The organism is Microcoleus sp. D3_18a_C4 (genome assembly GCF_036702415.1).
In the GTDB taxonomy this organism is placed as follows: domain Bacteria; phylum Cyanobacteriota; class Cyanobacteriia; order Cyanobacteriales; family Microcoleaceae; genus Microcoleus.
Genome location: NZ_JAUBTI010000002.1, coordinates 102,074 through 127,186, shown reverse-complemented (window position 1 = coordinate 127,186; position 25,113 = coordinate 102,074). Strand labels below are relative to the sequence as shown.

Genomic DNA, 25,113 nt, shown 5'->3' with positions numbered 1-25,113 from the left:
AACGGGCAAGATGCCCGTTCCACAAAAAGTAGATTTTCTTGTGGAACGGGCTTCTAGCCCGTTGCTGATATTGGTGCGCTCAATCTAATTAAATTAGATCCATGAACTAGATAATACTGGCATGGCAGTTTATTATACTTTTGCTGACGTTTCATATTATGTTAATGAGCGAAAAAGATTTTGCTAAAAATGTTGCTTTCAGATTAATAACATATCTAATTTTTCCAATTTTTTTATCCACCACCACGGCTGAAATTGTCTTGCGAGTTGCGGGATACAAACCCTGGCAAATAGAAAATGTTGATGTTGCAGTCGAACCACAAGGTAACTTTTTCACTAAAGACTCGGAACTCGGCTACAAACATTTGCCGGGAAAATTCAAGGTAACACTTAACGGCAATTACTCATTTAATGCCACTCACCTCAATAATAGTTTAAGAATCACACATCCCATCAATACTTACAATCCCTCCTCAAAAAAACCTGAAATTTGGATATTTGGCTGCTCATTTACCTACGGTTGGTCATTGAACGACAGCGAAACTTATGCTTGGTTGCTGCAAGAGAAATTACCCAAATATGAAATAGTGAATTTTGGCGTTAACGGCTACGGCACTCTGCACTCGTTAATTCAATTTAAAGAAGCACTCAAACAAGGAAATAAACCAAAAATTGCGGTGATTGCTTATGCGGGATTTCATGACCGCCGCAATACTTTGTTAAGGGCGAGAAGAAAGCAAATGGCTGCTTGGAATAAACTCGGTATTCTATTCCAGCCCGATGCTAGGCTGAATGGAGAAAATAATTTTACCTACAGCATGGCAAAACTTGAATATCACGAGTTCCCCCTGATGCGGGTTTCTGCATTAAGCCATTTTTTGGAGGTTAATTACAATCAATTTGAAGAGGGATTGTATAGAAGCCATGAGGTTTCTAAGGCAATTATTAAAGAGTTTAACCGGGTGGCTGAGGCTAATGGTGTTAAGTTAGTTGTGGCGGGAATTAATGCGGGTTCTGCTAAGATGTTGGAGGAGTTAAGTCAGGAGGGAATTGCTACGGCGGATATTTCGGTTGATTTGAAAATACCTGCCAATAATAATTTACCTCATGACATTCATCCAAGTGCGATCGCCAATCGGCAATATGCAGAAAAGCTGGAAGGTTTTTTGCAAGATACTGTTTTAAGGTAACAATCTTGGACGCGCATCCATACCAAAGAAACCGGGTTTTTACCGAAATTAAAAGTTTTGATGCAAGATTTTGGCAAAAAAACCCGGTTTCTGACTACCCGTGCGTCCATGACTATACAATTGATTGAGGGTTGCTAGACTGATGGAAGTATTTGATGTTGTTTCTTTTAAATTGCCTCGAAAATTTCTAATTGATGGTTTTTTCCTGTTTCTACTTGTTCTAGTCACAGTTGCAGTAACATCAATCTATGTCTCCAGCGAACATACTTTTTATTGGTGGGATTACGCGGGCTACAATACCGCTACAGTCAACACGGCAAATTTATTTCGAGACTCGCCAGATAAAGCATGGCGCGGAGTTATAGAATCGCTATCTAAGGAAAAAAACCTCTTAATCTCTTTGCCGTTAGTGCCGTTTATTCTGTTATTTGGCGAGTCTCGGCTGAGTTACATTCTCAGCGTCTCCCTGATTTATGTGCTGCCGTTTCGCCTGTTGCTGGGGGCAATTTCTGCAAAGCTGATTCCAGTTTATCCCCGCCGGGTGTTTTGGTCAACTGTGCTGCTGAGTTTATTAATTCCTATGAGTTGGATACCGACTCTGCGGGGATATCTGGATACTGGCGGCTGTGTGTTTGTAGCCTTGGCAATTTGGGTTTATTTGCAGGATGTTAAGCTGAAATCTTGGTGGAAAATTCCGTTAATAGGGTTTTTGCTGGCGGCGGCTATTCTGTTGCGGCGCCATTTTGCTTATAGTGCGATCGCATTTTTGGGTGCCGCGACTTTACAGGCTTTCATCGAGTTTATTGTACAGTATAGAAATCCCCAGGCAGTTATCAAAATGGTTCAGGCTTTTAGCCGGGACGGGCTAGAAGCCCATCCCACAAGTCATTTAGGATTGCTATTTCAAAGTAGTCAAAACAAAGGTTGGAAAAATTTGTTTGAATCCGGTATCAAATTGGGTTTAATAGCTGCAACTAGCTTGACTATTTTAATGCTGGTAGCTGGAGATTTTACTCGCAGTGCTCTGACGGTTGACTACCGCAATTTGTATGTTGCTTGGAGTTTGCCTGTAAATGACATTTTAACTCGTTATGCGGATTTTTACGGTTTGGGAACTTGGCTGCTGGTAGTGATTGGTTTTTCGGCGGGAATTCTCACTCGAATCCTGGTTCCGGCGGCAGCTATTTTTGTTTCGTTGTTTGGGGTTTTGTCGCTGATTGAATGGCTGTTAGTCTTGCGTTACGGCTACTTGCACTATACAATTCATATTACACCGATCGCACTTTTAGGAGTATCCACATTTTTCTGGACAACTTGGCTGACACTCAAGGGAAAAGTCCGGTATTTCATGCTGGGCGCGGCGGGTTTGTACCTGGTTGTCAATGCCGCAGTCGGGTTAATTCCTCTGAAAATTGATTTGCCAAGACTGTTTGTGGGTAATTTTCCGCCGTTAGTGCGATCGGACTACGACGAAGTTGTAAAATTAGTAGAGTTTCTGCGAAAATTAGCACCGAATGAAGAACCAATTTATATTGCTGGTGCTTCTAACAATTTTAATGCTAATATCCTCAGACAAGCCAACCGCAAATTAAACCCGCCGGAGGGTTGGTGGAAATTAAATACCATCGGGAGGCCGCAAATTGACTCGCGCGATACTTACCCGCTACCGGAGTTGTTGCAGGCACAATATGCGGTGGTTGCTGTACCTTTTCAGCAGGTGTTATCGACTGACGAACAAGTTTTGCGATCGCACGAACAAGATGTTGTTAAAGTTGTGTACGAGGCTTTTACTCAAAACTGGGAAATTGCCCGCGATTTCCAATTGCTACCGGAACAGTTTAAGCTAGAAAACGGCGTGACTGTCAGCGTTTACCGGAGGGTGCGGCCGACTGATACAGCAACGGCAGTTAGGACTCTGGAGGCGATGCAGCGGCAAATAGTCGATCGACCAGGCACGCAGTTAGATTGGATTAGTTTGTATCAATCAATCTACACAAGTGCCAATTATTCAGTCAGTCAAGAATCGGATAACCTATATAATATTGTAACTCATCCAATTAAAAACAGCAAGAAACTCGATACATCTTTCCTGTATTTAGGTTCCCTCTCAGACAAAGCGAAAGTTACCGGCCAACTCAATTTACCTAACAAACAATGTCCGGGAATTGCCCTGCGCTTGACTTTGTGGGACAAGCAAGGTAAATTAGTAGACTCAGCAGAGATGGCTTATAGTCAAAAAAGTGCGAGCGACTTAAATCTATTAGTTGAGGGCAAAAATCCAATTTATCTGCTGCTTGAGGTATTGAGTAGCAGCAAACAGGATTTAACAAACCAATGCCAACTGGAGATTAATAATTTAGCTGTCAATAGGTAAATTGAACCCTCAATGCAGAAAAATCAAAAATCCAACTGGTATTTTAATCTATCTCTCTATACTTTTGTCATCATCGGCTCCCTGATGGCAACTGGCTATATTTTCCCCATTGGAGGCAACTTTCCAGAAGTGCCGCCAATTCAATTTATGCTAAATCCTGAACTGTACAAAAATGATTATTACGTTCAGGAAATGGTTAAATTTAATCCGAGATATTACTATTATTATATCATCTATTTGCTCGCCAACTTAGGAACCAGCATTCCCCTAGCGCACTTTATTTATCAATTTCTAGCCTTCGGTTCATTTATCCTAGCTTGCTACGCAATCATCAATATCTATACTAATTCAAAACTGCCTGCAGCAGCGATGGCTTTTTTAGGTATAGCCGCTTCATTTACAGATGTTGGTAACACCCTGATATTTTCCACCAAATCAGTACCCAGTACCTTCGCAATGGGTTTCGCAATCTGGGGAATTTACTTTTGTTTGCGCCAAAAATGGCTGACAGGATATTTCTTTTTTGGGCTGGGTTGTCTGCTGCAATTCTTAGTGGGTTTGTTGCCGGGATTGATGATGGTTCCCGTTTTGGTAATTCAATCTGTAAAACAGCGGAAGTTCAAAACATTGATTTTGGCGATCGCACTTTTAGCAGCAATGGCAAGTATCGTTTACATACCGATGTTATTAACAGGTACTACCAGCACTCACACTATCGACAACGCCGAGTTTGTCTACATTCACGCGAAAGTCCGCAACCCCCACCACATCCTCCCGTCAAATTGGGATGTTGGGAATTGGTTCAACTTTATATGTTTCATAATGGGTGGCTTGCTGTGCATCAAAAATTCCGATTTATTGCCAAAAGAAGACAAGATTAATTTTTCTGTTATTGTTGGCACATCAATTTTTGCACTGTTCCTAAATTATGTATTTGTCGAAGTTTACCCGCTGGCTTTTCTCGCCAAACTACAGTTAGCTAGAACTGTACCTTTTGCTCAATTAATTATATTTACTGCTGTTGCTTTGACAGTCGAGCAACTTTACAGAGAAAAACAAATACCTGTTAGCTTGTTGCTGTTAGCTGTACTAACTTTGCCTTTTAGGGGTGTCATTTTTTTAGGATTATCAGTTTGGCACACAAAAAATCATGTATTTCCCAAACGATATAATATATTGTTGTGGATTTTAGCAATAGTAACGGTAATTTTCAGCTTGATATATCCGGTGACTGATTCATGGGAAATAATGGGCGATCGAATAATTAGCATCCCACTTTTTTTCTCAATCCTCGCCTTCCCATTCATTTTAGAAAAAACATCCCTAGCTACATCTATCAAACAAACTCTAACTCACACATTAGCCTTAATAACTACCGCCACCTTAGTTTTTGGAATAGCAGGAATTCTGCCCAAACCTATATTAAATGTATTTCAAACAAGAGTTAATATCAATACCGTTCCCAGAGACGACTTAAGCAAATTAGCGGTGCGATTTTCCCAAATTAGCAGCCGCGATTCACTCGTATTAATTCCACCCTCAGTTACCAGCTTCCAGTTTTTCTCCGAAAGAGCGATTGTCGTCAACTTCAAGAACTTTCCCTTTACCGAAAAAGGCATTAAAGAATGGCAAAATCGCATGGAAGCTGTTTTAGGAGTTCCCTTAAACCCGCAAATGATTTGGGGAGGAAATGACTTTTTCATCCGCCGCAGCAGTGCGGATTTAGTCAAAGTAGCCAAAAACTATCATGCCGATTATATCCTGACTCGTACTGACTGGCACCCAAATATTGACGGACAAATAGTAGAGCAAGAAGGCAAATGGATACTGTTTAAAATTAGATAATACTATTCTTGAAAACATGAGATATTTATTCAGTCTGCGAAGGCAGACTTTGTTTGTATAGAAGCGGTTTCAACCGCCGAATCAGATATGTGGTTAAATATCAAAACCTGAATCATCAATAATTTCGCTAATTTGCTTGTCCACATAATCAGCATCCACATTCCGCGCCATCAACTCAGCCAAAATCCCCAAAGAAATCAACTGCACCGACAGAATTGTACACAAAATTCCAAAAAATAACAAAGGTCGATTCCCGATCGGCCCAAAATTCATCCCCGCCAAATTCAGAAACCAAATAACTATCAAATAACTCAGCGAAACAGTTCCAACCAACCCAAAACACAATCCCAAACCTCCAAACAAATGACCCGGTTTGTGCAAATACTGCGTCGTGGCTAACACCGTCAACAAATCAATAAATCCCCGCGCATAACGTTCCCAGCCGTAATTCGATTTTCCGTGCTTGCGCGGATGATGTTCCACGACTACTTCGCCAATTTTAAACCCTAAATTGTTTGCTAAAGCTGGAATGTAGCGGTGCAATTCCCCGTACAATTTAATCGACTGCAAAACTTCCCTACGATACGCTTTAAAACCGCAATTCATATCGTGCATTTGCACCCCAGTCAGCAAACACGCAACGGCATTAAACAGCTTGGAAGGTAAAGTTTTAGAAAGCGGGTCGTTCCGTTGTTTTCGCCAACCGGAAACTAAATCAAATCCCGATTCTAAATGATGTAAGAATTTGGGAATTTCAGCGGGGTCATCCTGAAGGTCAGCATCGAGAGTAAAGATAATTATCCCTGCTGCATTGCGAAATCCTGCTGAAAGCGCGGCGGATTTGCCAAAGTTGCGGCGCATTTTAATCGCTTTAATTAGTTTGGGATGTTGGCTGGCTAAATCTGTGATTTCTTGCCAGGAATAATCGCGGCTACCGTCATCTATGAAAATGACTTCGTAACTGTCAATTGCTGTTTGCAACATGACAATTTGGATTTTTTCAAACAGCAATTTGAGGGTGGCTTCTTCGTTGTGAACGGGGATTACGAAGCTGAGATGTTTTGGCATAGGGCTATTCTATTTCATTTGTGTTGTCAAGGAGATTTTTTTATTAACCGCAGAGGGCGCAGAGGGCGCAGAGGAGGAGAAAGAGAGGTTTTTTAGTTTTTATTGATAACTTGGGAGTTTCGCAAGGCTATCCAACCTTTGCGGTTTTTAAAGGAGGCATAGGCTGTCAATAATTTATCTGTTGGGGATGTTTGAATGTATCCTCTCCAAGCTGCGAATTCGTAGGAAGGGCCAAACAATTTAACTAAATCTGGGCGGGGAAATCCTGACATGGCAAAACCTCGAACGACATTTTCTTGGTTGAGAATGGCAATACATTTTACATTGTTTTCGGGGTCTCCTACCCAGCCAATTACTCTCGCTGCTGTTGGTGCAAGTTTGGTGGCTGTATCAAAATATCCGGGTACTCCGTCTTTGGGCGCTGAAAGTAAATTAGGGTCTATTTTTGTGTCTAATGCTGCACAGAAATTGTGTTTTTTGATGTCTCGGTTAAATGGCACTAAGTTGTTAGTTTTTAAGGCATCGATTAAGCCGACAAAAGCGGCAGGTTTGTTGCCTACACGGTCTTTAATTAGGGTTACGTCGGTGATGCCTAATTGCAGTGATAATGCTACTAACGGTTGATAGGTTGCTCTGTGGGCGATCGCCATTGCAGTTTCGCCTCCCACCCCGTACATTAAAATAATCGCGACTGTGGCGACTGCAAACAGCGGTGTCAGCCAACGCCCTTGAATTCTCGGTGTTGGCTGCAACTCGCGCACCCACAATACTGTCAGCACAATTGTGCTCATCCAAAACAAAGCTGGAAGTGTGGCGTAGCGGGAAGCGGTGGCCTGTTCGACGCCAAATCCCGATCGACTGACAGCGGCCATTAACGCCGTTTGCAGCGTGTAAAGTTGGATTGATAGCCAAGGCAGCCAATCCGGGCGAGTGACCTTTTTTACAAATAGCCAATAACCCACAAAACCCGTCGCTGCAATCAAACCAATTATACCAATAATTGAAGCAACAATAATATTTTCGCTAAATATTCCGCCGAGATAAGTGGGAATATATTCGAGAGTTTTGAGCGGGTTAATTTTAGTTAAAGAAGGGTGATGAGATGGAGTTTTATAAGTTAAAAAATAAATACCAATCACCGCAATCGAAGCAATGAAATACAAATAAGTTATTCGCCGAGGAAACCGCAGCACAACAGCAGCAGCACACAATATCGGCCACAAAGCTAAAGGAGTGCTGTAACTAATACAGCCTAAAACGCCAAAAACAATGCTGCCGATTACCCACTTATTTTGTAAATGCGGGGGCGGGCACGGGGGCACCGCCCCTACCAACTCGTTACCAGGCTCTGCCTCCCTTTTATTTAAGAAAACTGTCGCATAGGATTGCAAACAATATATCGAACAAATCACAAATAAATTAGCAATTATCCAGTGAACTCCGCTGAATCCCCGCATCCAATTATGAGCCGCCGCCGGAGTAAAATTAAAAATAGAAATGCAAAGGAGTAGCGAGATAAATTGCAGCGGAAAACGCCTCAAATTTAACGGCAGCAGAGCAATTAATACGTGGCACTGAATCCAACCCAAGAACCAGGCAACTACACATAAACCAATATTTGAACCTTGGGTGACTGCTATATTCAAGCCATAAATAATTGCCGGAATCAAGACAAAATGCTCGTTGGCCCGAAATATCCAATTAAAAGGATTGGTAGAGAAACCCTCTACTGAATAAAAATTCCATGTCATCCACCAATAATCAAAGTTAGACAAGTCTCCTGCTTGGGATATCAAGTACAAAATATATGAAGCTGGTATTAGAATGCCGAGAACTGATGCGGCAATTAAAATATATTGTTGCTTGATTTTCATGGATTCAGACATGGGGAGATTTTTAATTGGTAAAGGCGGGTTTAGGTGAGAAACTTTGCATAAGCCCAGGCACATCTAAATTTTACAGTCAAGTTTGATGAAATTCTTGTGGGGTGGGCGTCCCGCCCGCCCGAAAAATACAACTTAGATGCGGGACAGCTTATAACAGATGATTTCTGAACAAAACCCGCCCTAGCGTTTTGAGTTTTCCTCAATTTTTTATTTCACTTCTCTTGCCAGCATTTGTCTGAGCCCTTGCCGCCAGTGAGGAGGATACGTGCCTAGAAGTGCTGATATTTTTACTGTAGAGAGGACAGAAAAAGCGGGACGTTTTGCGGGTGTCGGATATTCGGAGGTGGTGATGGGAATTACGCGCTGAACTTTTAGGGGAAAGCCGAGTTGTGCTGCTTCCTCAAAAATGGCGATCGCAAAATCGTACCAACTACAAACACCGCTGTTAGTGTAGTGGTAAGTCCCAAAACTTTCTGGCCCAAGGAGAGGAATAATTTGCGAAGTAGCCGCACTTAAATCGCCCGTCCAAGTAGGACTGCCGATCTGATCTGCTACTACTCTAATTTCTTCCCTTTCCTTTCCCAACCTCAACATGGTTTTGACAAAATTACCTTTGCCACCGTTGCCGTAAACCCAGGCTGTTCTAATAATAATATGTCGGTTTCCCGCTTTCCGAATTGCTTCCTCCCCTGCTAATTTAGACTTGCCGTAAGTTCCCAGCGGGTTCGTAGAATCTGTTTCCCGATAAGCAGAACCGTGGCTGCCGTCAAATACATAATCAGTAGAAAAGTGCATCAAACTTGCTCCCAGTTTTTCGCATTCTTCTGCGAGAATTCCGGGTGCAATACCGTTGATGGCGTTTGCTAATTCCGGTTCGCTTTCTGCTTTGTCTACCGCAGTGTAAGCACCCGCATTGACGACTAAATCCGGTTGAATTTCAGCCATTGCTTGACGTATGCTTTCCGGTTGGGATAAATCGAGGCGAGTGCGATCGACCGCAATTACCTCTCCCGAAGATAATAAAATCGGCTGCAATTCTTGAGCTAGCTGTCCGCTGCCACCTGCGAGTAAAATTTTCATAATCAAAACACTTGAGCTGTTTTCAACGTTTGTCCAGCTTGGTCTTTAGCTGATAAGATGGGTTGGGCACCATCTAGCGGCCAGTCGATCGCCAAATCGGGGTCATTCCACAGGATACACCGCTCGTGTGCCGGTGCATAATAATCTGTAGTTTTATACAAAACTTCAGCAGTCTGGGAAACCACTAAAAAACCGTGTGCAAATCCCGCAGGCACCCAAAATTGCCGTTTATTTTCTGCACTCAGCAAACACCCCACCCACTTTCCAAAATTCGGCGAACTTTGTCTAATATCCACTGCTACATCAAATATTTCGCCAGCAACTACCCGCAGCAATTTGCCTTGAGGCTGCTGCAGTTGGTAGTGCAAACCGCGCAGCACATTTTGAGAAGATTTGGAATGATTGTCTTGCACAAATTCGGCCGTCACGCCTGTTTTTTCTACAAAAGCTTTGTGATTGAAACTCTCAAAAAAGAAACCGCGATCGTCTCCGAAAATTTTCGGCTCAATAATCAGAACTTCCGGTATTTCAGTAGATATAACATTCATAGTTGGCTGTATCGCGTGATAAACTCATACTCAGTCTAGGCTATTTTACTATGAAAACTGACACATATCTCAAAAAGTTGTATGCCAATCGCTTTGATTCCCGACAAATGCAAGCGAAGGTGGCACTATGGAAAGTTTTAATTGACGAATTCTTACAAGATTATGTTCCTCCCGAATCAACCGTTTTAGATATTGGCGGCGGTTACTGCGAGTTTATCAATCAAATTCGGGCTAAAAAAAAATATTTAATTGATCTTAATCCCGATTCAAAGTTATTTGCTAATGCTGATGTAAATGTGCTTAATATTGATGTCTTAAATTTGGAGAGTCACACATTTTTTACCGAACAGTTCGATCGCATTTTTATCTCAAATTTTTTTGAGCACCTCCGCAACAAAGAGGAACTTGTAGAAATTATCTCTTTTTGCTTCGAGGCCCTCAAGCCTAGCGGTTCTCTGTTGGTAATTCAGCCTAATTTTAAATATTCCTACAAGGAATACTACGATTTTATCGACCATCAATTACCGATAACGCATTTATCGCTACAAGAGCTTTTACAAACTGTCGGGTTTGAAATTGACCTGATTGTACCGAGATTTTTGCCCTTTTCGACGAAAGGCAGACCGGCCTCGCCCTTGCTGTTAAAAATTTACTTAAAATTGCCTTTGTTGTGGCGTTTTTTGGGAGGGCAAATGTTTGTTAAAGCATCGAAACCCAACAAGTGAGTATCTTCCTCAATATCGACACTTGCCGTCGGAGGCTGAAAATGAGAATGTAGGGAAAGCGCTCATTTTAATAACTCATCTACTGGAATACTAAAACCCGGTAAAACAATTTGAGTGCTAACAGCTTCGCCAGCAATAAAGATGCTTCGGCTTTGTTTTGTTACTACAATAATCCATTGGTTTTCAGGATATACCAGCCAAACTTCCTCACTTCCCGATTCTAAATATTCTGTAGCTTTAGCAATTACATCTTCCGCCAAATCTGTTGGTGAAACAATTTCAGCACATAAAGGAAAACTTTGCGGCAGCACTTTGAGATTGCCAAATTGTGCTGCTAATTCCGGGGGAAGGTAGGCAACATCAGGATAGCGCCCCTGGTTGTTTGTGCGGCAGGGAACATCAGTATAAACCTCCCCTCCTTGTCCGCTAGAGTCTTTGTACGTTCTCCAATAAAAGTAAAGATTTCCTTGCACTCTGCTATGCTTGAGAGTCATGCCATTTTTCTCCAATAATTCGCCATCAACCCACTCTTGCAGATCCGCTGGACTTTCCATCCATGCTTCTAGAGAGTAGATTTTCGATGGGGCAACAACTGTAGAAGTTATCATGTTTTTGCGTCTGGGCGGGGAACTTTTTTTCTATGATACCAGATGCGATCGAGCTTTGGTGGACAAAAGGTCGATCGCACTTTGTAGATGGCACTTTTAAGTGTTATCATAAAAGTTACAAAGTATCCCGCATTTCTGGCTTTCTCTAATTAGGATGAAGCTGCCATTAAAGCATCACCTTGAGGACAAAAATGATGACACAAACTCAATCATCCGCTGCCCTTCCAGTCAATATTCCACTCACACTAACACTCACCGTTACCCACGAACAGTTCGTTGAATTGGCGATCGCCAATCGGGAGTTACAATTAGAACGCACAGCAACAGGAGAATTAATCGTGAACCCACCAACCGGAGGCGAAACAGGACGCATAAACTCAGATTTAAGCGGGCAACTCTGGCTGTGGAACCGCCAAACTAAACTAGGTAAAGCATTTAACTCTTCTACTGGTTTTCACTTACCCAATGGAGCCGATCGCTCTCCCGATGCAGCTTGGGTGCGTCAAGAAAGGTGGGATGCACTCACCCCAAAACAAAAAGAAAGCTTTATTCCCTTGTGTCCTGATTTTGTGGTAGAACTTCGTTCTAAAAGTGACAATATGAAGCCAGTGCGAGAGAAAATGAAAGAATACATGGAAAACCAGGTTCGTTTAGGTTGGTTGATAGATAGAAAAAACAGAAAGGTGGAAATTTACAGGCCAAATCAAGATGTAGAAGTGCTGGAAAATCCTGTTACTTTGTCCGGTGAAGATGTGTTGCCGGGGTTTGTCTTGGATTTGACAGAAGTTTGGGGATAAATGCTGAGTCGTGTTAAAAATAGACCATACTTCCTCTTCTAAGGCTGTAAAAAATGATATATAATGTACAAACAAACCCCCTTGCAAATTAAAATAGTATGGTTAAGCAAAAAATCTTAGATGAAGGTCGAGAATATACCTTTCGTTCATACTTTGACTTACCTTACGAAACGGATGAAATTTTAGCAGAATTTGATTACTCGCTAAGTAAAGGAAGCTTATCTTTACCCAAAACAACTAGACACTTAGACAGACTTATAGAGCTTAGAGATAAAATAGAAGATATCCTTCCCTTGGTCAGTCTCAGCAGCGAAACAGCTAGAAGAGAATCATTAGTATCCCCTGTGCTGCTGGATCTCATCCGATACTGTCAATGTCAACTGCGATTTGAGTATACTCTCAACGTTAATAGCTGGTTAAAGGGAAGTTTAGATTATCTCGTGAAGTCAAATCAAGAGTTGCTAGTTATTGAAGCAAAAAACGACGATATGACCAGAGGATTTACTCAACTAGCTGTACAATTAATTGCGATGTCGCACGTTGAAGACCAAAATATCTTTTATGGTGCGGTGACAATGGGAGATATCTGGCGATTTGGCAAGTTAGATAGAAATCAGCAGACTATTTTTCAAGACACCCATTTGTTTACAGTTCCTGACGATTTAGACGATTTGTTGAAGGTAATGGTGGGAATTTTAGACGGGGATGAAATTTCGCCGTAGGGTGCGTCGCTTCTCGTCACTCAAATAGTGGCGAAATTTTCCATAGCGACGCACTAATGGTGGGAATTTTAGACGGGGATGAAATTTCGCCGTAGGGTGCGTCGGTTCTAGTCACTCAAATAGTGGCGAAATTTCCCATAGCGACGCACCATACTATTTGCAATCTGCCATTAAAAAACTCCCTACAATATCGAACTTAACACCACCTCATTAGCAGCAATCCAATTATAAATATCCTGCAAAGCTGCTTCCGGCCCAATAACAGGCCGCCATCCTGTTTTCTCCATCACCCTAGAAGAATCAGTAATAAAAATCGGAATATCCCCCGCGCGTTCCTCCAAAACAGGATTAATTGAAATCGATTTCCCGGTAATCTTTTGGCACAAATCAGTTGTCTCAACCAAAGAAAGACTGTTGCTCAAACCGCCGCCCACATTAAAAACTTCGCCGTCAAATTCAGCAAAATGTTCTAATTGATAATTAACTAACCTCAACAAATCTTCAACGTGCAGTAAATCCCTAACTTGCTTCCCGCTGCCGCCAAAACCGATATAACTCAGCGACTTTTGAAAATAGTGAGCCGCCACCCACAAACCGCAAACTCCCTGATCGACTTTACCCATTTGCCAAGCACCGGTAATTAACCCGCAACGGTTAATAATTGCCGCCACATTGTATGCTTCCCTGTATTCCTCAATCAGCAATTCCGAAGCTAATTTAGTTGCTCCGTAAAGCGAACGGTGTCCTTTTAATGGGAAGTCTTCTGATATGCCCAACTCAGATATACCGGGTAAAGTTTGCTCAGGGGCGATCGCAAATCGTGTCGGTAACTCCAACAACTTGATAGATTTGACACTGGCGATCGGATAAACCCGACTCGTAGACAAAAACAGCAAACTCGCACCCGTTTGTCTCGCCAACTCCAAAACATTTACAGTGCCCAGTAAATTCGTCTGCAAAACGTACTGAGGCGAACTAAAACCAGCCAGCACAGAAGGCTCCGCAGCACAATCTATAATGCAGTCAGAATTGAGTGCAACTGGATCTAAATCTGCCGCTGTGCGAATATCCCCGTAAACAAACTGAATACCGCAACTTTTAAGCCGAGGCAGATTCAATTCCGAACCCCGGCGACGCAGGTTATCTAAACAAATTATTTGCCATTCCGGGTGCAGTTTCTTCAGGCCAATTGCCAAACAACTACCGATGAAACCAGCACCACCAACAATTAAAATTCTCTCAGGCATTCACTTTTAGTTTTGCTATCTTTCTAGTCCGGTGGTAGTCGCCGCGAGAGAGATGTTTTTCCAGCCAGACATACAAGACAATAAACAAATACCTACTGCCCATCTCTTTGATTTTCAGCTTAGACATACCCGCAGTCCGATTGTACCACCTCAGAGGAATCACCGTATAGGAAAAACCCCGAACAATTGCTTTTAAAGGCAGTTCGACTGTCAAATTAAAATGATGGCTCAAAATCGGTTGTACGCCTTCAATTACTTCTCGGCGGTAAATCTTAAAAGCATTGGTGACATCGCTGTACCGCAAGCCGAAAATACTTTTGACAAACCAGTTTGCTAAGCGGTTAATTGCTAACTTGTGAATTGGATAATCAACTATAAAGCCGCCTTTGATAAAGCGGGAACCAAAAACACAATCATATCCTGCTTGCAACTGGCGATATCCTGCTACCAAATCCATCGGATCGTCGGAAGCATCCGCCATCACAATAGCGACAGCATCTCCGTCAAATTCCGCCAATCCCCGGCGCACAGCAAATCCGAAACCATTCGGAGGTTGATTGTTGATGTATCTCACTGTGGGAAAAGTCTCTGACAACTCCTGGCAAATATCAAGAGTTCGATCGACACTGTTGTCATTGACAATCAAAATTTCGTGCGGAATGCCTTCTAAATCGAGCGTCTGGGCGATCGCCCGCACAGTACCGTACAAACAGCCCTCCTCATTGTGAGCTGGTATAATCACAGAAATTTTCACTCCTCATCCTCCGCGCAACTGGACAAACTGGTTGTCCACAGGATTATACACCCAAGCTTTAATTTCTGTTTGGGCGATCGGCAAATTATTATCCGACAAATCAACAGCCCACCTGGCATTATTGTATAACTCAGATTTTAAACTCTCAGCAATGTCGGGACTGTCCAAATTGACATAAGCGTTAGCAAAAAAAGATTTTTTGTCCCCGACAGATAGCAGTACAATATTCGGCTGTTGCAATTTTTCTGGCCAAACCGCCCAACCAGCAGCCTTGACAGCATCATTTTGCTTAACAGTCAAGGATTTTTCGCTAGTTTGAGGTTGGTCTAAATACCCGTAAACTTTCTCGGTATTAGAAATAAACTCTACATTTTTCGCGAACTTTATCCAACCTATTTTGTCGATAATTGCAGCGCCTTCTCTCACCAGCCAAGTTTTTTTGCTCAGCACCCTCAAACAGCTTTCCGGCGAATTTTGGAAAAAATCCGAGGGTTCCAGATAGTTAATTAACTGCAAACAATCTTGAGCGCCTTGTTTATAAAGAAGTGCAGATCGAGATTGGGCGATCGCCTGTTGAGAGTTAACAATAATTGTAGCAATTAACAGCCCTGCAACTACCCGATAAATAAATTTATAATTCCTCTTTAACGTTGCTTTTGTTTCTTGATAATTACCTCTGACCAACAATTGCCCTAGCTGAACCACAGCAATTAATAGCAAAATTGAATTAGTCGTATATCTAGACGATTCTAGCGCCTGAATTGCCCCGAATTCAGCCCTGCCAGCCGTAATAAACAAAGAAGATAAAACCGAAAAAAAACCTATTGACAGCCAAGGTAAAGCCTGATATTGCACTCCTAAATCAATTTTGAAATGAGTATCTTGCCGTAATCCTAAATGAATTGTGGGATGGGCATCTTGCCCGTCCAGCTTCGCAGCCTGAACCACGTTCATAACTGAGTTGGGATTGCTATAGCTTTCAGAAATATCATTCCTATCTGTCATTGCGAGGAACGAAGCGATCGCAGGGGCGGGAGATGGCTTCGCAGGGCTCCCAATGACAAAGAAATAGAATACCAAAAATAAGAAACTTGCAAATATTAGCAATCCAACTAATGCTGAAATTCCAGGCGATCGCACAATTGGCGAACCCAGCAAACTTAAAAAGTAATCAATAACCACCAGCGGCTTATTCAACAATGAAATAATACTTGCTTTGCGGCTAGGATGATAATCTATTGAGTAAACAGCACAAGTTGCCAAAAACAGCAGCATCCAGACAATAAGTCTTTTTCTTTTCTGCGCCGCATTTCCTTCTACAGCCGCCACAGCCGGAATTGCAGCCAACCAAGAAAGCAAACCTTGGGCCAGGGAAAAACTCGCAATAAAGCAGAATACAGCCGCAATCGATATTTGAATATCGTAGGGACAGGGCAGTGCCGTGTCCCTACTCTGTTTGATCTGAGGTGTTGCATCATTCTCAATAACGGGCAAGATTCCCGTTCCACAAACATTCAATTTTCTTGTGGAACGGGCATCTTGCCCGTTCCTAAATAGCTTATTGATCGTGGTGCAACATCTTTGTTTCATCCGATTAAAAACCGCTATATTAGGCAATAATTTGTGAGTTGAAACCAGCGCATAAACCGCAGCGACAAAACAAAAATTTACGAAAAACCAAGCGAGTTGAAATCCCCAAAGCCAGTTTTCGTGCTGAACCAGGGAGAACAGCAAAATACAAGTTAAAATATTAGCTAAATGCCACAAATCATCCCCAACATTCTTAACTTGCATTGAGGATAACTTGTAGATAGCGATAAAAGTTATCGCAGCCAAACCTATGCTGAGACACAACTGATAATTAATATTCCATCGGGAAGCAAAAGCCAGCACCGCAATAATTATTTTAGGGAAAACTATGCGGTGGTTGCTGTGCAAAGCCCAAAAATCGTTAAAAGTTACCTTTCCCCCAGCTATTTTTTCAAAAAGGCTAGCTAACCTCCACTCGTCATCAACGGGAACGTTAACGCTAAAATTCGCTACAAATCCGATTAATAAGAGGACAGGAATTAGATATAGAGTAAATAAGATTAATTTTTTCATCAATGTGCGATCGCACCGATTGCCATCACCATTTTATATCAACCCGGCTTAAATACCCTTTATTTTTTAGTCAGCGAGGGACGTTCGACGAAGCTCAGTCTAGCCGCCGACGAAAGTTTGACTTCTGAGGGGTTTTAACCACCTAATTTTATCAAGGACGTTGTATTTACTTATAGCGGTAAGGTGCGCTAGGCGCACCCTACTCCTTTATAGCGGTTAACCGAATTACTTAATAGTCTTGAACGTATCCATTTTCCCAGTAAATCGGTTGATAAACATCTGCAAAACAGTTCGCTTGCCAATATTGATATTAGAACTCACGGACATTCCCGACTGCAAGTTAACCTCCACTTCATTTGCCTTGCCCTTGTTCAAAACAAACTTCTGATTTTTGAGCTTAATTTTGGTTTTGAAAGCGTAGTATTTCCGCAGTTCAGTAGGAGGCTCAGCATCGCTGCTAATCTCTATCACTTCACCCTCAGCAGTACCAAACTCCAGCGCCGGGAAAGCTTCTACATTCACTTCCACAGGCACGCATTGGTATTTCGTCAAACCCAGTTTCTCTCTGTTAACTTCCTTCTCTGGACAAACGCAACTTTTACCTGTTTCGCAGTCAATCTTTTCTCCGTCTAATTGCTTGCCGTGATACTGCTCCAATTTTGCCCGCTTCTGTCTCAAAGCATCCAATACCAGAGCCACATTGCTGTTTTCCAGGTAAACCACTGCTTCCAGACCGTTTTCGTCATCCAAAACTTTGAGCAGCTTTTCCGTTTGCTGCGCTTCGTAATAAGCTTCTTCGCAGCGTGCTGGGCGCGGTTCGCCCGGTTTCACCACCGAATTAATAATGGATTGGCATATCGGATCTTTCGCCATATCCAACTTAGCTTTCTCCTTCGTAGAAGGCTTCAAATCAAAGATTACACCCGATACGGGAGCTTTCATCACTTGAGTGTCGCGGTTTTGTTGAGCCTTTTCTAGCTGAGCGTTCACCTCAGACAGCTTTTTCAGGTTTTCCACTTTGAAGCGGCTTAGCTGAGAATCGCTGCTGGCAATTTGTTTCTGGTTTTCAGCAATTTTGGTATAAAGTTCTTTCGCCCAGGTATCCTTGGTGTTTTTCAACTGTTCTTCGGCGCGGGCGATGGACTCCAGAAGGCGCGCTTGCTCTCCTTGGTGACGCTGTATTTCAGCAGTAATTTTTTGGATGTCACCTTGACGCGCGTTAATTTCGCCTCGGCGCGTATTGATTTCACCGAGGCGTGTGTTAATTTCGCCTTTGCGAGAGTTGATTTCACCTTCGCGCTGCTTGATTTGATCTTGCTGTTTGAGAACGTCGCTTTGGCCTCTGAAAACATCTTGCTCTTGACGTTCTTTTTGCAGTTCAGCGATGGCTCCTTCCTCTACCAGGGGGGCGAGTCTGCCTAGAATGTTTTGATTCGACTTCAATACTTGTTGAGATTTCGCTAACTGTTCTTGGGCCAAATCTCTCTGAGCCAGGGCTGATTTTACTTGCTCTTGCGAAGAAGCTAACTGCTGCTGAGCATAATTTAATTGGTTCTGGGCAAAACCCAATTGTTGCTGTGCCACTGTCATTTGATCGCCGGCGGCTTTCTCAGCATCCTGAGCTTGCTTCAGTTGTTTTTCCAACTCCTGAACTTGGCCTTGAGCTGCGGCGACGCGAGACAGAAATTCCGATCGATAATTAACATAAAGTCCTTGCTGAGCAGCATCAAAATTTCCGCTGGCTCCCCTGTTGAGGTACAGTTCGTCAATCAAAGCTTGCAGCACTTGATTTTGTGCTGTGAGGCTCTGTCTGTCCTTGATTGTTGATTCTAGGTTAGAAGGAACAGCGCCTTGAATTTTGCCGCTGACAACATCTTCGTAAAATTTATTTTCCTTTTCCAGAGCTTCTTTAGTTTTCTGAATCGATGTTAAATCGGCACTGGGTGCAACGGGGTTGAAAGTGAGCAGAGGCTGGTTCTTTTCCACACGATCGCCATTTTCAACGTGAAGTCTCACCACAGCGCCCGTAGCAGGTGCTTGGATGTCTCTAGCACCATCTTTTAGCTCTAATTGGCCGACAGCGGGGACAGCTTGCTCTACGCTAGCAAAATAAGCCCAAACTACAGCAGAAGTGGTCATCAGCATGATCATCCACAAAAACAAGTGCGACCAAATCGCTGGTTTTTCGAGAATGACTGGTTGCTCAGAAAGTATTAACGATTTCATAGCCATTTGTTAGTTCTCAGTTGTTAAGGGTTAGCGATCGGTTGTGAGTTGTTAGAGATTAGGTATTCGATGACTCTTGTTGTTGGAAGAGGCAGTAGTAACGCCCTTTAAGAGCCATTAATTCTTTATGAGTTCCCCGCTCGACTACAGAACCTTGATCCATCATAATAATTACATCAGCGTTTTGGATGGTAGTCAGGCGGTGAGTAATGAAAAACACCGTGCGGCCGGCGAAAGCTTCTGCTAAGTTATTGCAAACTTGGCGTTCGGAATGGTAGTCGAGGGCGCTTGTAGCTTCGTCCAAAATCAGCAGTTTCGGGTTTTGCAAAATCGTCCGGGCGATCGCCAAACGCTGCCTTTGACCCCCAGAAAGCGAGGAACCACGCTCTCCGACTATCGTATTGTAGCCAGCAGGCAAGCCCATAATAAAATCGTGAGCTACCGCTAATTTCGCAGCTCGCACAATCTCATCCGTACTCGCATCGGGATTACTCAGAGCAATATTTTCCTGTACCGAGCAGTTAAACAGCAAAGTATCTTGCAGCACCACCCCAAGTTGGCTGCGGAGCGAATATAATTCCACCTTGGCAATGTCATAGCCGTCAATAAAAATCCGGCCCGACAACGGCGGATAAAGACGCTGCAACAGCTTCATCGCCGTACTTTTACCGGAACCGCTTCCCCCCACAATTCCCACAAAACTGCCAGGGGGAAATTCCAAATTAACATTAGCCAATTGCAGTGCCCCGCTCTCCAGGAATCGGAAGGAAACCTCCTCATAGGTAACCTGCCCTTGAATTGCCGGCAGCGGGATATTGCTGCGGTCTTCCTCGCTGGTTTCCGTCGGCGTATCGACGACATCCTTAAGCATATCGATCGACATCGATACTTCTTGAAAACTCTGCCACACGCTCACAAAACGCAGCAGCGAACCAGTCACGTTCCCGGAAATAATTCGGAAAGCAATCAACTGACCCAAAGTAATCTCATTTCCCAGTACCAAATAAGCTCCCACCCACAACTGAGCTAAGTTACCCACCTGGTTTAAAAAGCCACTAATCGTACCGGCCGTAGTCCCCGTGATAATTGTTTTAAAACTGGCTGTAATGTATTTTGCGTAGCGACTCGACCACTCCCAACGGGATTTCAATTCAATATTTTGAGCCTTAACAGTTTGAATCCCGCTGACTACTTCCACTAGATAAGATTGAGAGTCAGCAAAACGCATATTTCTCTGTTTGATCAGGCGCAGCACCAGCGGATTGATTAGAACAATCATCAGCCCCAGTATCGGTACCACTGCCAAAGATACAAACGTTAGCTGCACGCTGTAGGAGAGCATCACGGCGACGTAAACTACCGAAAATACCGCATCGAGAACCACTGTCAGAGCTGTACTCGTCATGAATTCCCGAATCTGGCCCATCATGCTGAATTTGTAGACCAAATCTCCGACGCGCCGATTGTCAAAGTAATTTTGGGGCAGCCGGAGCAAGTGGTCGATTACCTCCGCACTCAATTTGACATCAATGCGGTTTGAGGTATCTATAAACAAAAAGGTACGCAAACCGTTGAGCAGTCCTTCAAACAGGGCAACACCTAACAGAAATGCCCCCAAAATATCTAAGGTGTCAATGCTGCGCTGACCTAAGACTTTATCAATAATTACTTGGCTGATTAATGGGTTGGCAAGACCAAATAACTGTACAAAAAACGAAGCAAGCAACACCTCAAAAAACACTGTCTTGTGTTCCATGAGGGCCGGCACAAACCACCAGAAGCTGAACTGCTCTTTTTGTTCAACTTGCGGAGCTTGCAGCAGCAGGACTTCTCCTGATTCTCCCCAGATTTCTTTAAACTGAGGTATCCGCTTCCGCATTAACCCTTTTTCGGGTGTCGCCATCACCAATTCTTGCTCGGTGATGCTGTAAATAATGGCAAAGCTGGTTTCCCATTTAATCATTACGGGCGCTTTGATGCGGTTGATTGCTTCTGCGGGCACTTGCGCCAATTGGGGCGTGAGGCCGATGCTTTGGGCGATCGCCCCGCAGGCTTGCATACTGATAGAACCGGCGGTTTTTAACTGATTTTCTAGAACTTTGCGGATGATATCTCGACGAAACTTGAGGCCGAAATACTTGCTCAACATTTGGAAGCAAGCTAGCGGGGCGTCAATCTGCCCTTTGGCGCGGAAAACTGGGTATCTCCCCGCATCCTTTGTTTGGGGGTCGGTTTTGGGTTCTGGGGGACGGTCTGGGGCGACTATAACCTCGATCGATTTTCCGCCGGACGGATTCTGCCCTGGGCCTACTGTATCTGTCGTGCCATTTGATGACTCTGTTTCGAGTTGGGGTTCTGGGGGTTCCCGGAAGCCTACCAATCGCGCGCCGAGGCGGCCTTCTACTTTTAAGGATTTGGCTGCGTTTTCCACAGAGAAGCGGCTGCCGGTGGGAAAGTCGCCCAAGACGCCGCTGCTGACAAGCCACACTCGATCGGCATCTAGCTCTTTGGCGATGTCTTGAGTTTTTTTGTTGCCGTTTGGTACGTTGACAACTGTCGCATCTTGCCAAGCTTGCAGGGTGAGTTCCTTGAGATTGGAAGTGCCGTCGGCTTGGCGCTGCAATTCCAGGCTCAACAGTTCAAATACTTCGCTCAAGGAACAGTGTTCGCGAAAGGCTTCTCCAAATGTCGGCTGTTTTTCCAGTACGCTCAGGAAATCTTCGGCAGCTAGGACGATCGCGATCACATCTGTAGAGGCGATCGCCGTTTCGCAGGGAACTCCCCTGAGCAAGCCAGCCCAGCCCAGGATTTCCTTCGACTGCACCAAGCGCAAACTTACGTGGCGCTGCGAGCGCTGGTCAAAGCCCAGCAGCCGGGCCTGGCCTTGATAGATAATTGCCACCTGAGTCGGCATTTTTTCCCGTTCAAACAGGGGTTGCCCCGTCCGGTAGCCAAGGAGTTGGCATTTAGCCACCAAGGCTGTCAGAGCCGTCTCTGACAGTCGGTCAAAGGGAGGTGTTTGAGCTAGGAAATCCTGAATTTGGGAGAGGGAAACAGCGGAAGAAGTCATCCAATTTTAGATTTTAGATTTTAGATTTTAGATTGAATCCACAGATGAATCCAGGGGGTTTTTGTCAGGATGCTACGCTTTTTCAAGTCTCCACGGATAAATCCGGGGGCCCCTGACCCAATTGCTGGATTGTCATGAAATTGAAGACACGGAGGAGAGGGGCTGTAGCGGGCCTATTTGCGATATCTGTTCGGCGAGCCAGCTTTCAAAGAGTTCGTTAATCAAGTGCAGCCGCATCGATTCATCGAGCTGGGCCGGCATGAACTTTTCTAGTCGAATAATTACCATCCATTCTGCCAGAGGACGCGGCGTCCACAGTTGATTTGGCTGGCTGACGGACAAAAGTTTGCTGATTGCCGGGTGGGGCTGGCTGAGGGGTACTGGGCCCAACAAGCCGCCTGACTTGGACTCCGGCCCTTCGGAATAGTCGCGGGCAACTTCAGCAAAGGTTTGTTCCCCTTCGAGGATGCGAAAGTAAAGTTCGTTTGCCAGTGCTGGATTTTTGGTGCGTACCAGGGAATAGACTACGTGGTCTAGGCTGGCTTTGCGGGTTAAAAAATAATTATCTACTTTAGGTCTCCAAGTGGCTTGCTTAAATTTTTCGATCAGCAAGGGCCTAACGGCCATCTCTTGAAGTTCTTCTTCCGTCATATTTTGGCCGCGCAGCCAAGCTTCTTTGGCTTCCTGGGCTGTCAGTTGGTGTTGTGCCAGAAAGTTCTCCACGGCGGATTTGCGTTCTTCGTCGCTGCAACTAAAGGATGCGATCGCTTGGTCTACTATTACACCCCGCAAGAATTGCGGCATCAACTGGTATCGCTTCAGGAGCGATGGCATATCCTGAGCTTGCAGTAATTTATCGCCTATTTGAAAAAGTCCTGTCATTTTTTTATCTCCAACTGACTTGCGCTTCCCCTTTTAATTTAGCTGTGGCAGGAAAAGAGCGACAACCACTAACCCCTCGATTCCCCGATGATAGCAGACCGTCAGTGGGCTAGCGCTATTGCTGTCTATTTCTTGACGCTCTGCCTAGCGAGGGGTTCCCCGCGGGTCTCAGAATGGTAGGGGGATGCGAGAGTGGGAGAGTGGGAAAATCTTTACTTCTGCCATCTTCCTTCTTCCCTCAACATCCATCCGTTAAATCCCGTACACTGCTTAGTTGCTGAACTTCCTTCTTCCTTCACTCTCGGAATAGTCTTTCAAAGAGTGTTTCGAGTTGGGTCGAGCAAGCGCGACTGTCGAGATATTTGGGGTTTGCCGCCATTTTTTGCTGGATTCGATCGCGGTAGTGCCGGCGCAGTTCTGGGTTGGTTCCCAGTGCTGTACTCAGCTCTAAATAAGACTTCTCGCTGTCTGCTACCAGTTCCGGAAGTAGTAGTTCTTCGAGCACTGCGGCTGATTGTCGCGATCGAGTTGTTTGCCCTTTTCTTACCACTACAGGCAACCCTGCCAACAGGGGTTCTGCTAAGGAGCAGCCACTGCTGTATGGATAGGAGTCTAAATATATATCAGCCAATTCCAGACATTTTATGCAATCTGCGCGAGATGGCAGCGCCTTAATCACAACTAAGCGCTTTTTGTCAATCCCAAATTCGGCAAAGAGCGATCGAATTTGGTTGTAAAAAGGCACCGTCGGATAGTTTTCATTGCGCGAACGAAAGGGATACAAAACTAAAATAGAATTTGGTACCGCCGCAATAATTTTGGCCCAAGTTTCTCTCAATTCTGGGATAATTGTGAAAGCTTGAGCGCCGGACATGAACACTACAGATTCGTCGGTGGCTCCCCAACTCCTGCGAGTCGGTTCAACTCTGCCAGGTGCTGATCCTACAGTATAGCTTAAACAAACTCCCGACCCTTTTAAAGTAATTAATTTTTCGCGATACTCTGCTGCAGCACCTGCGGGCAATGTCAAATCTCCGGCAATGAAATAATCAATATTTCGGGCGCCGGTGGTTGCGGGGGTTGATGCACCGGTAGCTATTTGCACCCGCGCTAGTCGGTGCAGGCACAGCAGCGCGCTTGGTTGAGAAGTGTCGGTAGTATTGGTGCAGATTAGCAGAATATCTAAATCGTGCGATCGCATTTCTCGGACTTGATTGGGCAAAGTTTCTGACAGTTGCACCAGTTGGTCAGCGCAATTTTCGCAATATTTCCCCAGTCGCTCGTCTTGTACCTGGAAATAGTACACAATAATTTCAAATTTGCTTCTGTCTAAATATTCAAAACTCGAAATTGCTGCACGAGTCTCGGATTCATCACTAATTTTATCCAGCAAAAAGCCAACTCGGATTTTAGTTCTTTCAGGTTCTATCTGAGGAAAATTCCATTCTATTTGACTGCCGATATTTTTCAAATAAAATTCCAGAATATCAGCTCGCTGACTCAATATATTGAGCAGATTGACCTCGCTCAAATACAAAGCTTGGAATCTAACATTTTTCGCAATAAAATCCGCCAAATAACGCCAAACCTCTGAATCGGGGAAACTGGCGATATTAGCTGCGACGTACTTGATTAACTGCTGGAAATATTCAGAGTACATTTCAACTTCCGACTTGGGTTGAAACTGATATCTTGCACCCTTCTCAATTACTTGTTTAGGAACAGGCAAGATGCCTGTTCCACTAGAAAATTCATCTTGTGTGGAACTAACAGGCAAGATGCCTGTTCCACCAGAAAATTCATCTTGTGTGGAACCAACAGGCAAGATGCCTGTTCCACCAGAAAATTCATCTTGTGTGGAACCAACAGGCAAGATGCCTGTTCCACTAGAAAATTCATCTTGTGTGGAACCAACAGGCAAGATGCCTGTTCCACTAGAAAATTCATCTTGTGTGGAAGCAACAGGCAAGATGCCTGTTCCACTAGAA

General features: G+C 44.0%; 18 protein-coding genes. 6 read left to right on the top strand and 12 right to left on the bottom strand.

Features of this window, described 5'->3' with window-relative positions; translation table 11 throughout:
- Window positions 1-164: 164 nt before the first annotated feature.
- The 3 genes from QUB16_RS01635 (at window position 165) to QUB16_RS01625 (ending at window position 5,409) form a co-directional block, all read left to right on the top strand.
- Complete coding sequence (locus QUB16_RS01635) at window positions 165-1,190, top strand: SGNH/GDSL hydrolase family protein (protein WP_333313568.1); 1,026 nt, start codon at window positions 165-167, stop codon at window positions 1,188-1,190.
- A 142-nt stretch (window positions 1,191-1,332) separates the two neighbouring features.
- The gene (locus QUB16_RS01630; RefSeq protein WP_333313567.1) at window positions 1,333-3,564 is read left to right on the top strand and encodes a hypothetical protein; all 2,232 of its coding nucleotides are present in this window, start codon (window positions 1,333-1,335) and stop codon (window positions 3,562-3,564) included.
- Window positions 3,565-3,576: 12 nt separating this feature from the next.
- Window positions 3,577-5,409 (top strand): DUF6798 domain-containing protein, encoded by a 1,833-nt coding sequence (locus tag QUB16_RS01625; RefSeq protein WP_333313565.1) that lies wholly within the window; start codon window positions 3,577-3,579, stop codon window positions 5,407-5,409.
- A gap of 93 nt (window positions 5,410-5,502) precedes the next feature.
- Here the strand turns inward: QUB16_RS01625 and QUB16_RS01620 are convergent, their stop codons facing one another.
- From QUB16_RS01620 to rfbC, 4 genes are all read right to left on the bottom strand, one after another.
- Entirely contained in the window at window positions 5,503-6,477 is a 975-nt protein-coding gene (locus tag QUB16_RS01620) for a glycosyltransferase family 2 protein (protein WP_333313563.1), read from the bottom strand.
- Between the two features lie 92 nt (window positions 6,478-6,569).
- The gene (locus tag QUB16_RS01615) at window positions 6,570-8,363 is read right to left on the bottom strand and encodes a hypothetical protein (RefSeq protein ID WP_333313561.1); all 1,794 of its coding nucleotides are present in this window, start codon (window positions 8,361-8,363) and stop codon (window positions 6,570-6,572) included.
- Between the two features lie 207 nt (window positions 8,364-8,570).
- Window positions 8,571-9,443, bottom strand: coding sequence for a dTDP-4-dehydrorhamnose reductase (gene rfbD, locus QUB16_RS01610; RefSeq protein ID WP_333313560.1), 873 nt, complete (start codon window positions 9,441-9,443; stop codon window positions 8,571-8,573).
- A gap of 2 nt (window positions 9,444-9,445) precedes the next feature.
- On the bottom strand, window positions 9,446-9,991 hold the full coding sequence (gene rfbC, locus QUB16_RS01605; protein ID WP_333313558.1) for a dTDP-4-dehydrorhamnose 3,5-epimerase: 546 nt from the start codon (window positions 9,989-9,991) through the stop codon (window positions 9,446-9,448).
- A 50-nt stretch (window positions 9,992-10,041) separates the two neighbouring features.
- Here rfbC and QUB16_RS01600 point away from each other — a divergent pair, with 50 nt between their 5' ends.
- Entirely contained in the window at window positions 10,042-10,716 is a 675-nt protein-coding gene (locus QUB16_RS01600) for a methyltransferase domain-containing protein (RefSeq protein WP_333313556.1), read from the top strand.
- Between the two features lie 62 nt (window positions 10,717-10,778).
- Here QUB16_RS01600 and QUB16_RS01595 read toward each other — a convergent pair whose 3' ends face one another.
- Window positions 10,779-11,324, bottom strand: coding sequence for a Uma2 family endonuclease (locus QUB16_RS01595; RefSeq protein WP_333313555.1), 546 nt, complete (start codon window positions 11,322-11,324; stop codon window positions 10,779-10,781).
- A gap of 191 nt (window positions 11,325-11,515) precedes the next feature.
- Here QUB16_RS01595 and QUB16_RS01590 point away from each other — a divergent pair, with 191 nt between their 5' ends.
- Together QUB16_RS01590 and QUB16_RS01585 are read left to right on the top strand one after the other, a co-directional pair.
- Window positions 11,516-12,121 (top strand): Uma2 family endonuclease, encoded by a 606-nt coding sequence (locus QUB16_RS01590; protein WP_445251086.1) that lies wholly within the window; start codon window positions 11,516-11,518, stop codon window positions 12,119-12,121.
- Window positions 12,122-12,219: 98 nt separating this feature from the next.
- Window positions 12,220-12,843: a hypothetical protein gene (locus QUB16_RS01585; protein ID WP_333313553.1), complete on the top strand. Its 624-nt coding sequence runs from the start codon at window positions 12,220-12,222 to the stop codon at window positions 12,841-12,843.
- A gap of 182 nt (window positions 12,844-13,025) precedes the next feature.
- Here the strand turns inward: QUB16_RS01585 and QUB16_RS01580 are convergent, their stop codons facing one another.
- The 7 genes from QUB16_RS01580 to QUB16_RS01550 form a co-directional block, all read right to left on the bottom strand.
- The gene (locus QUB16_RS01580) at window positions 13,026-14,090 is read right to left on the bottom strand and encodes an NAD-dependent epimerase/dehydratase family protein (RefSeq protein ID WP_333313551.1); all 1,065 of its coding nucleotides are present in this window, start codon (window positions 14,088-14,090) and stop codon (window positions 13,026-13,028) included.
- Complete coding sequence (locus QUB16_RS01575) at window positions 14,083-14,844, bottom strand: glycosyltransferase family 2 protein (RefSeq protein ID WP_333313549.1); 762 nt, start codon at window positions 14,842-14,844, stop codon at window positions 14,083-14,085. The genes QUB16_RS01580 and QUB16_RS01575 overlap by 8 nt, the downstream gene beginning before the upstream one ends.
- A 3-nt stretch (window positions 14,845-14,847) precedes the next feature.
- Complete coding sequence (locus tag QUB16_RS01570; RefSeq protein WP_333313547.1) at window positions 14,848-16,947, bottom strand: hypothetical protein; 2,100 nt, start codon at window positions 16,945-16,947, stop codon at window positions 14,848-14,850.
- Window positions 16,948-17,172: 225 nt separating this feature from the next.
- Window positions 17,173-19,179, bottom strand: a complete 2,007-nt coding sequence (locus QUB16_RS01565) for a chromosome partitioning protein ParA (RefSeq protein WP_333313544.1) — start codon at window positions 19,177-19,179, stop codon at window positions 17,173-17,175.
- A gap of 52 nt (window positions 19,180-19,231) precedes the next feature.
- Entirely contained in the window at window positions 19,232-22,243 is a 3,012-nt protein-coding gene (locus QUB16_RS01560) for a peptidase domain-containing ABC transporter (protein WP_333313542.1), read from the bottom strand.
- Between the two features lie 132 nt (window positions 22,244-22,375).
- Window positions 22,376-23,125, bottom strand: coding sequence for a peptidylprolyl isomerase (locus QUB16_RS01555; protein ID WP_333313540.1), 750 nt, complete (start codon window positions 23,123-23,125; stop codon window positions 22,376-22,378).
- A gap of 295 nt (window positions 23,126-23,420) precedes the next feature.
- Window positions 23,421-25,113 (bottom strand): O-linked N-acetylglucosamine transferase, SPINDLY family protein (locus tag QUB16_RS01550; RefSeq protein ID WP_445251085.1); only part of this gene is annotated, 1,693 nt, incomplete at its 5' end.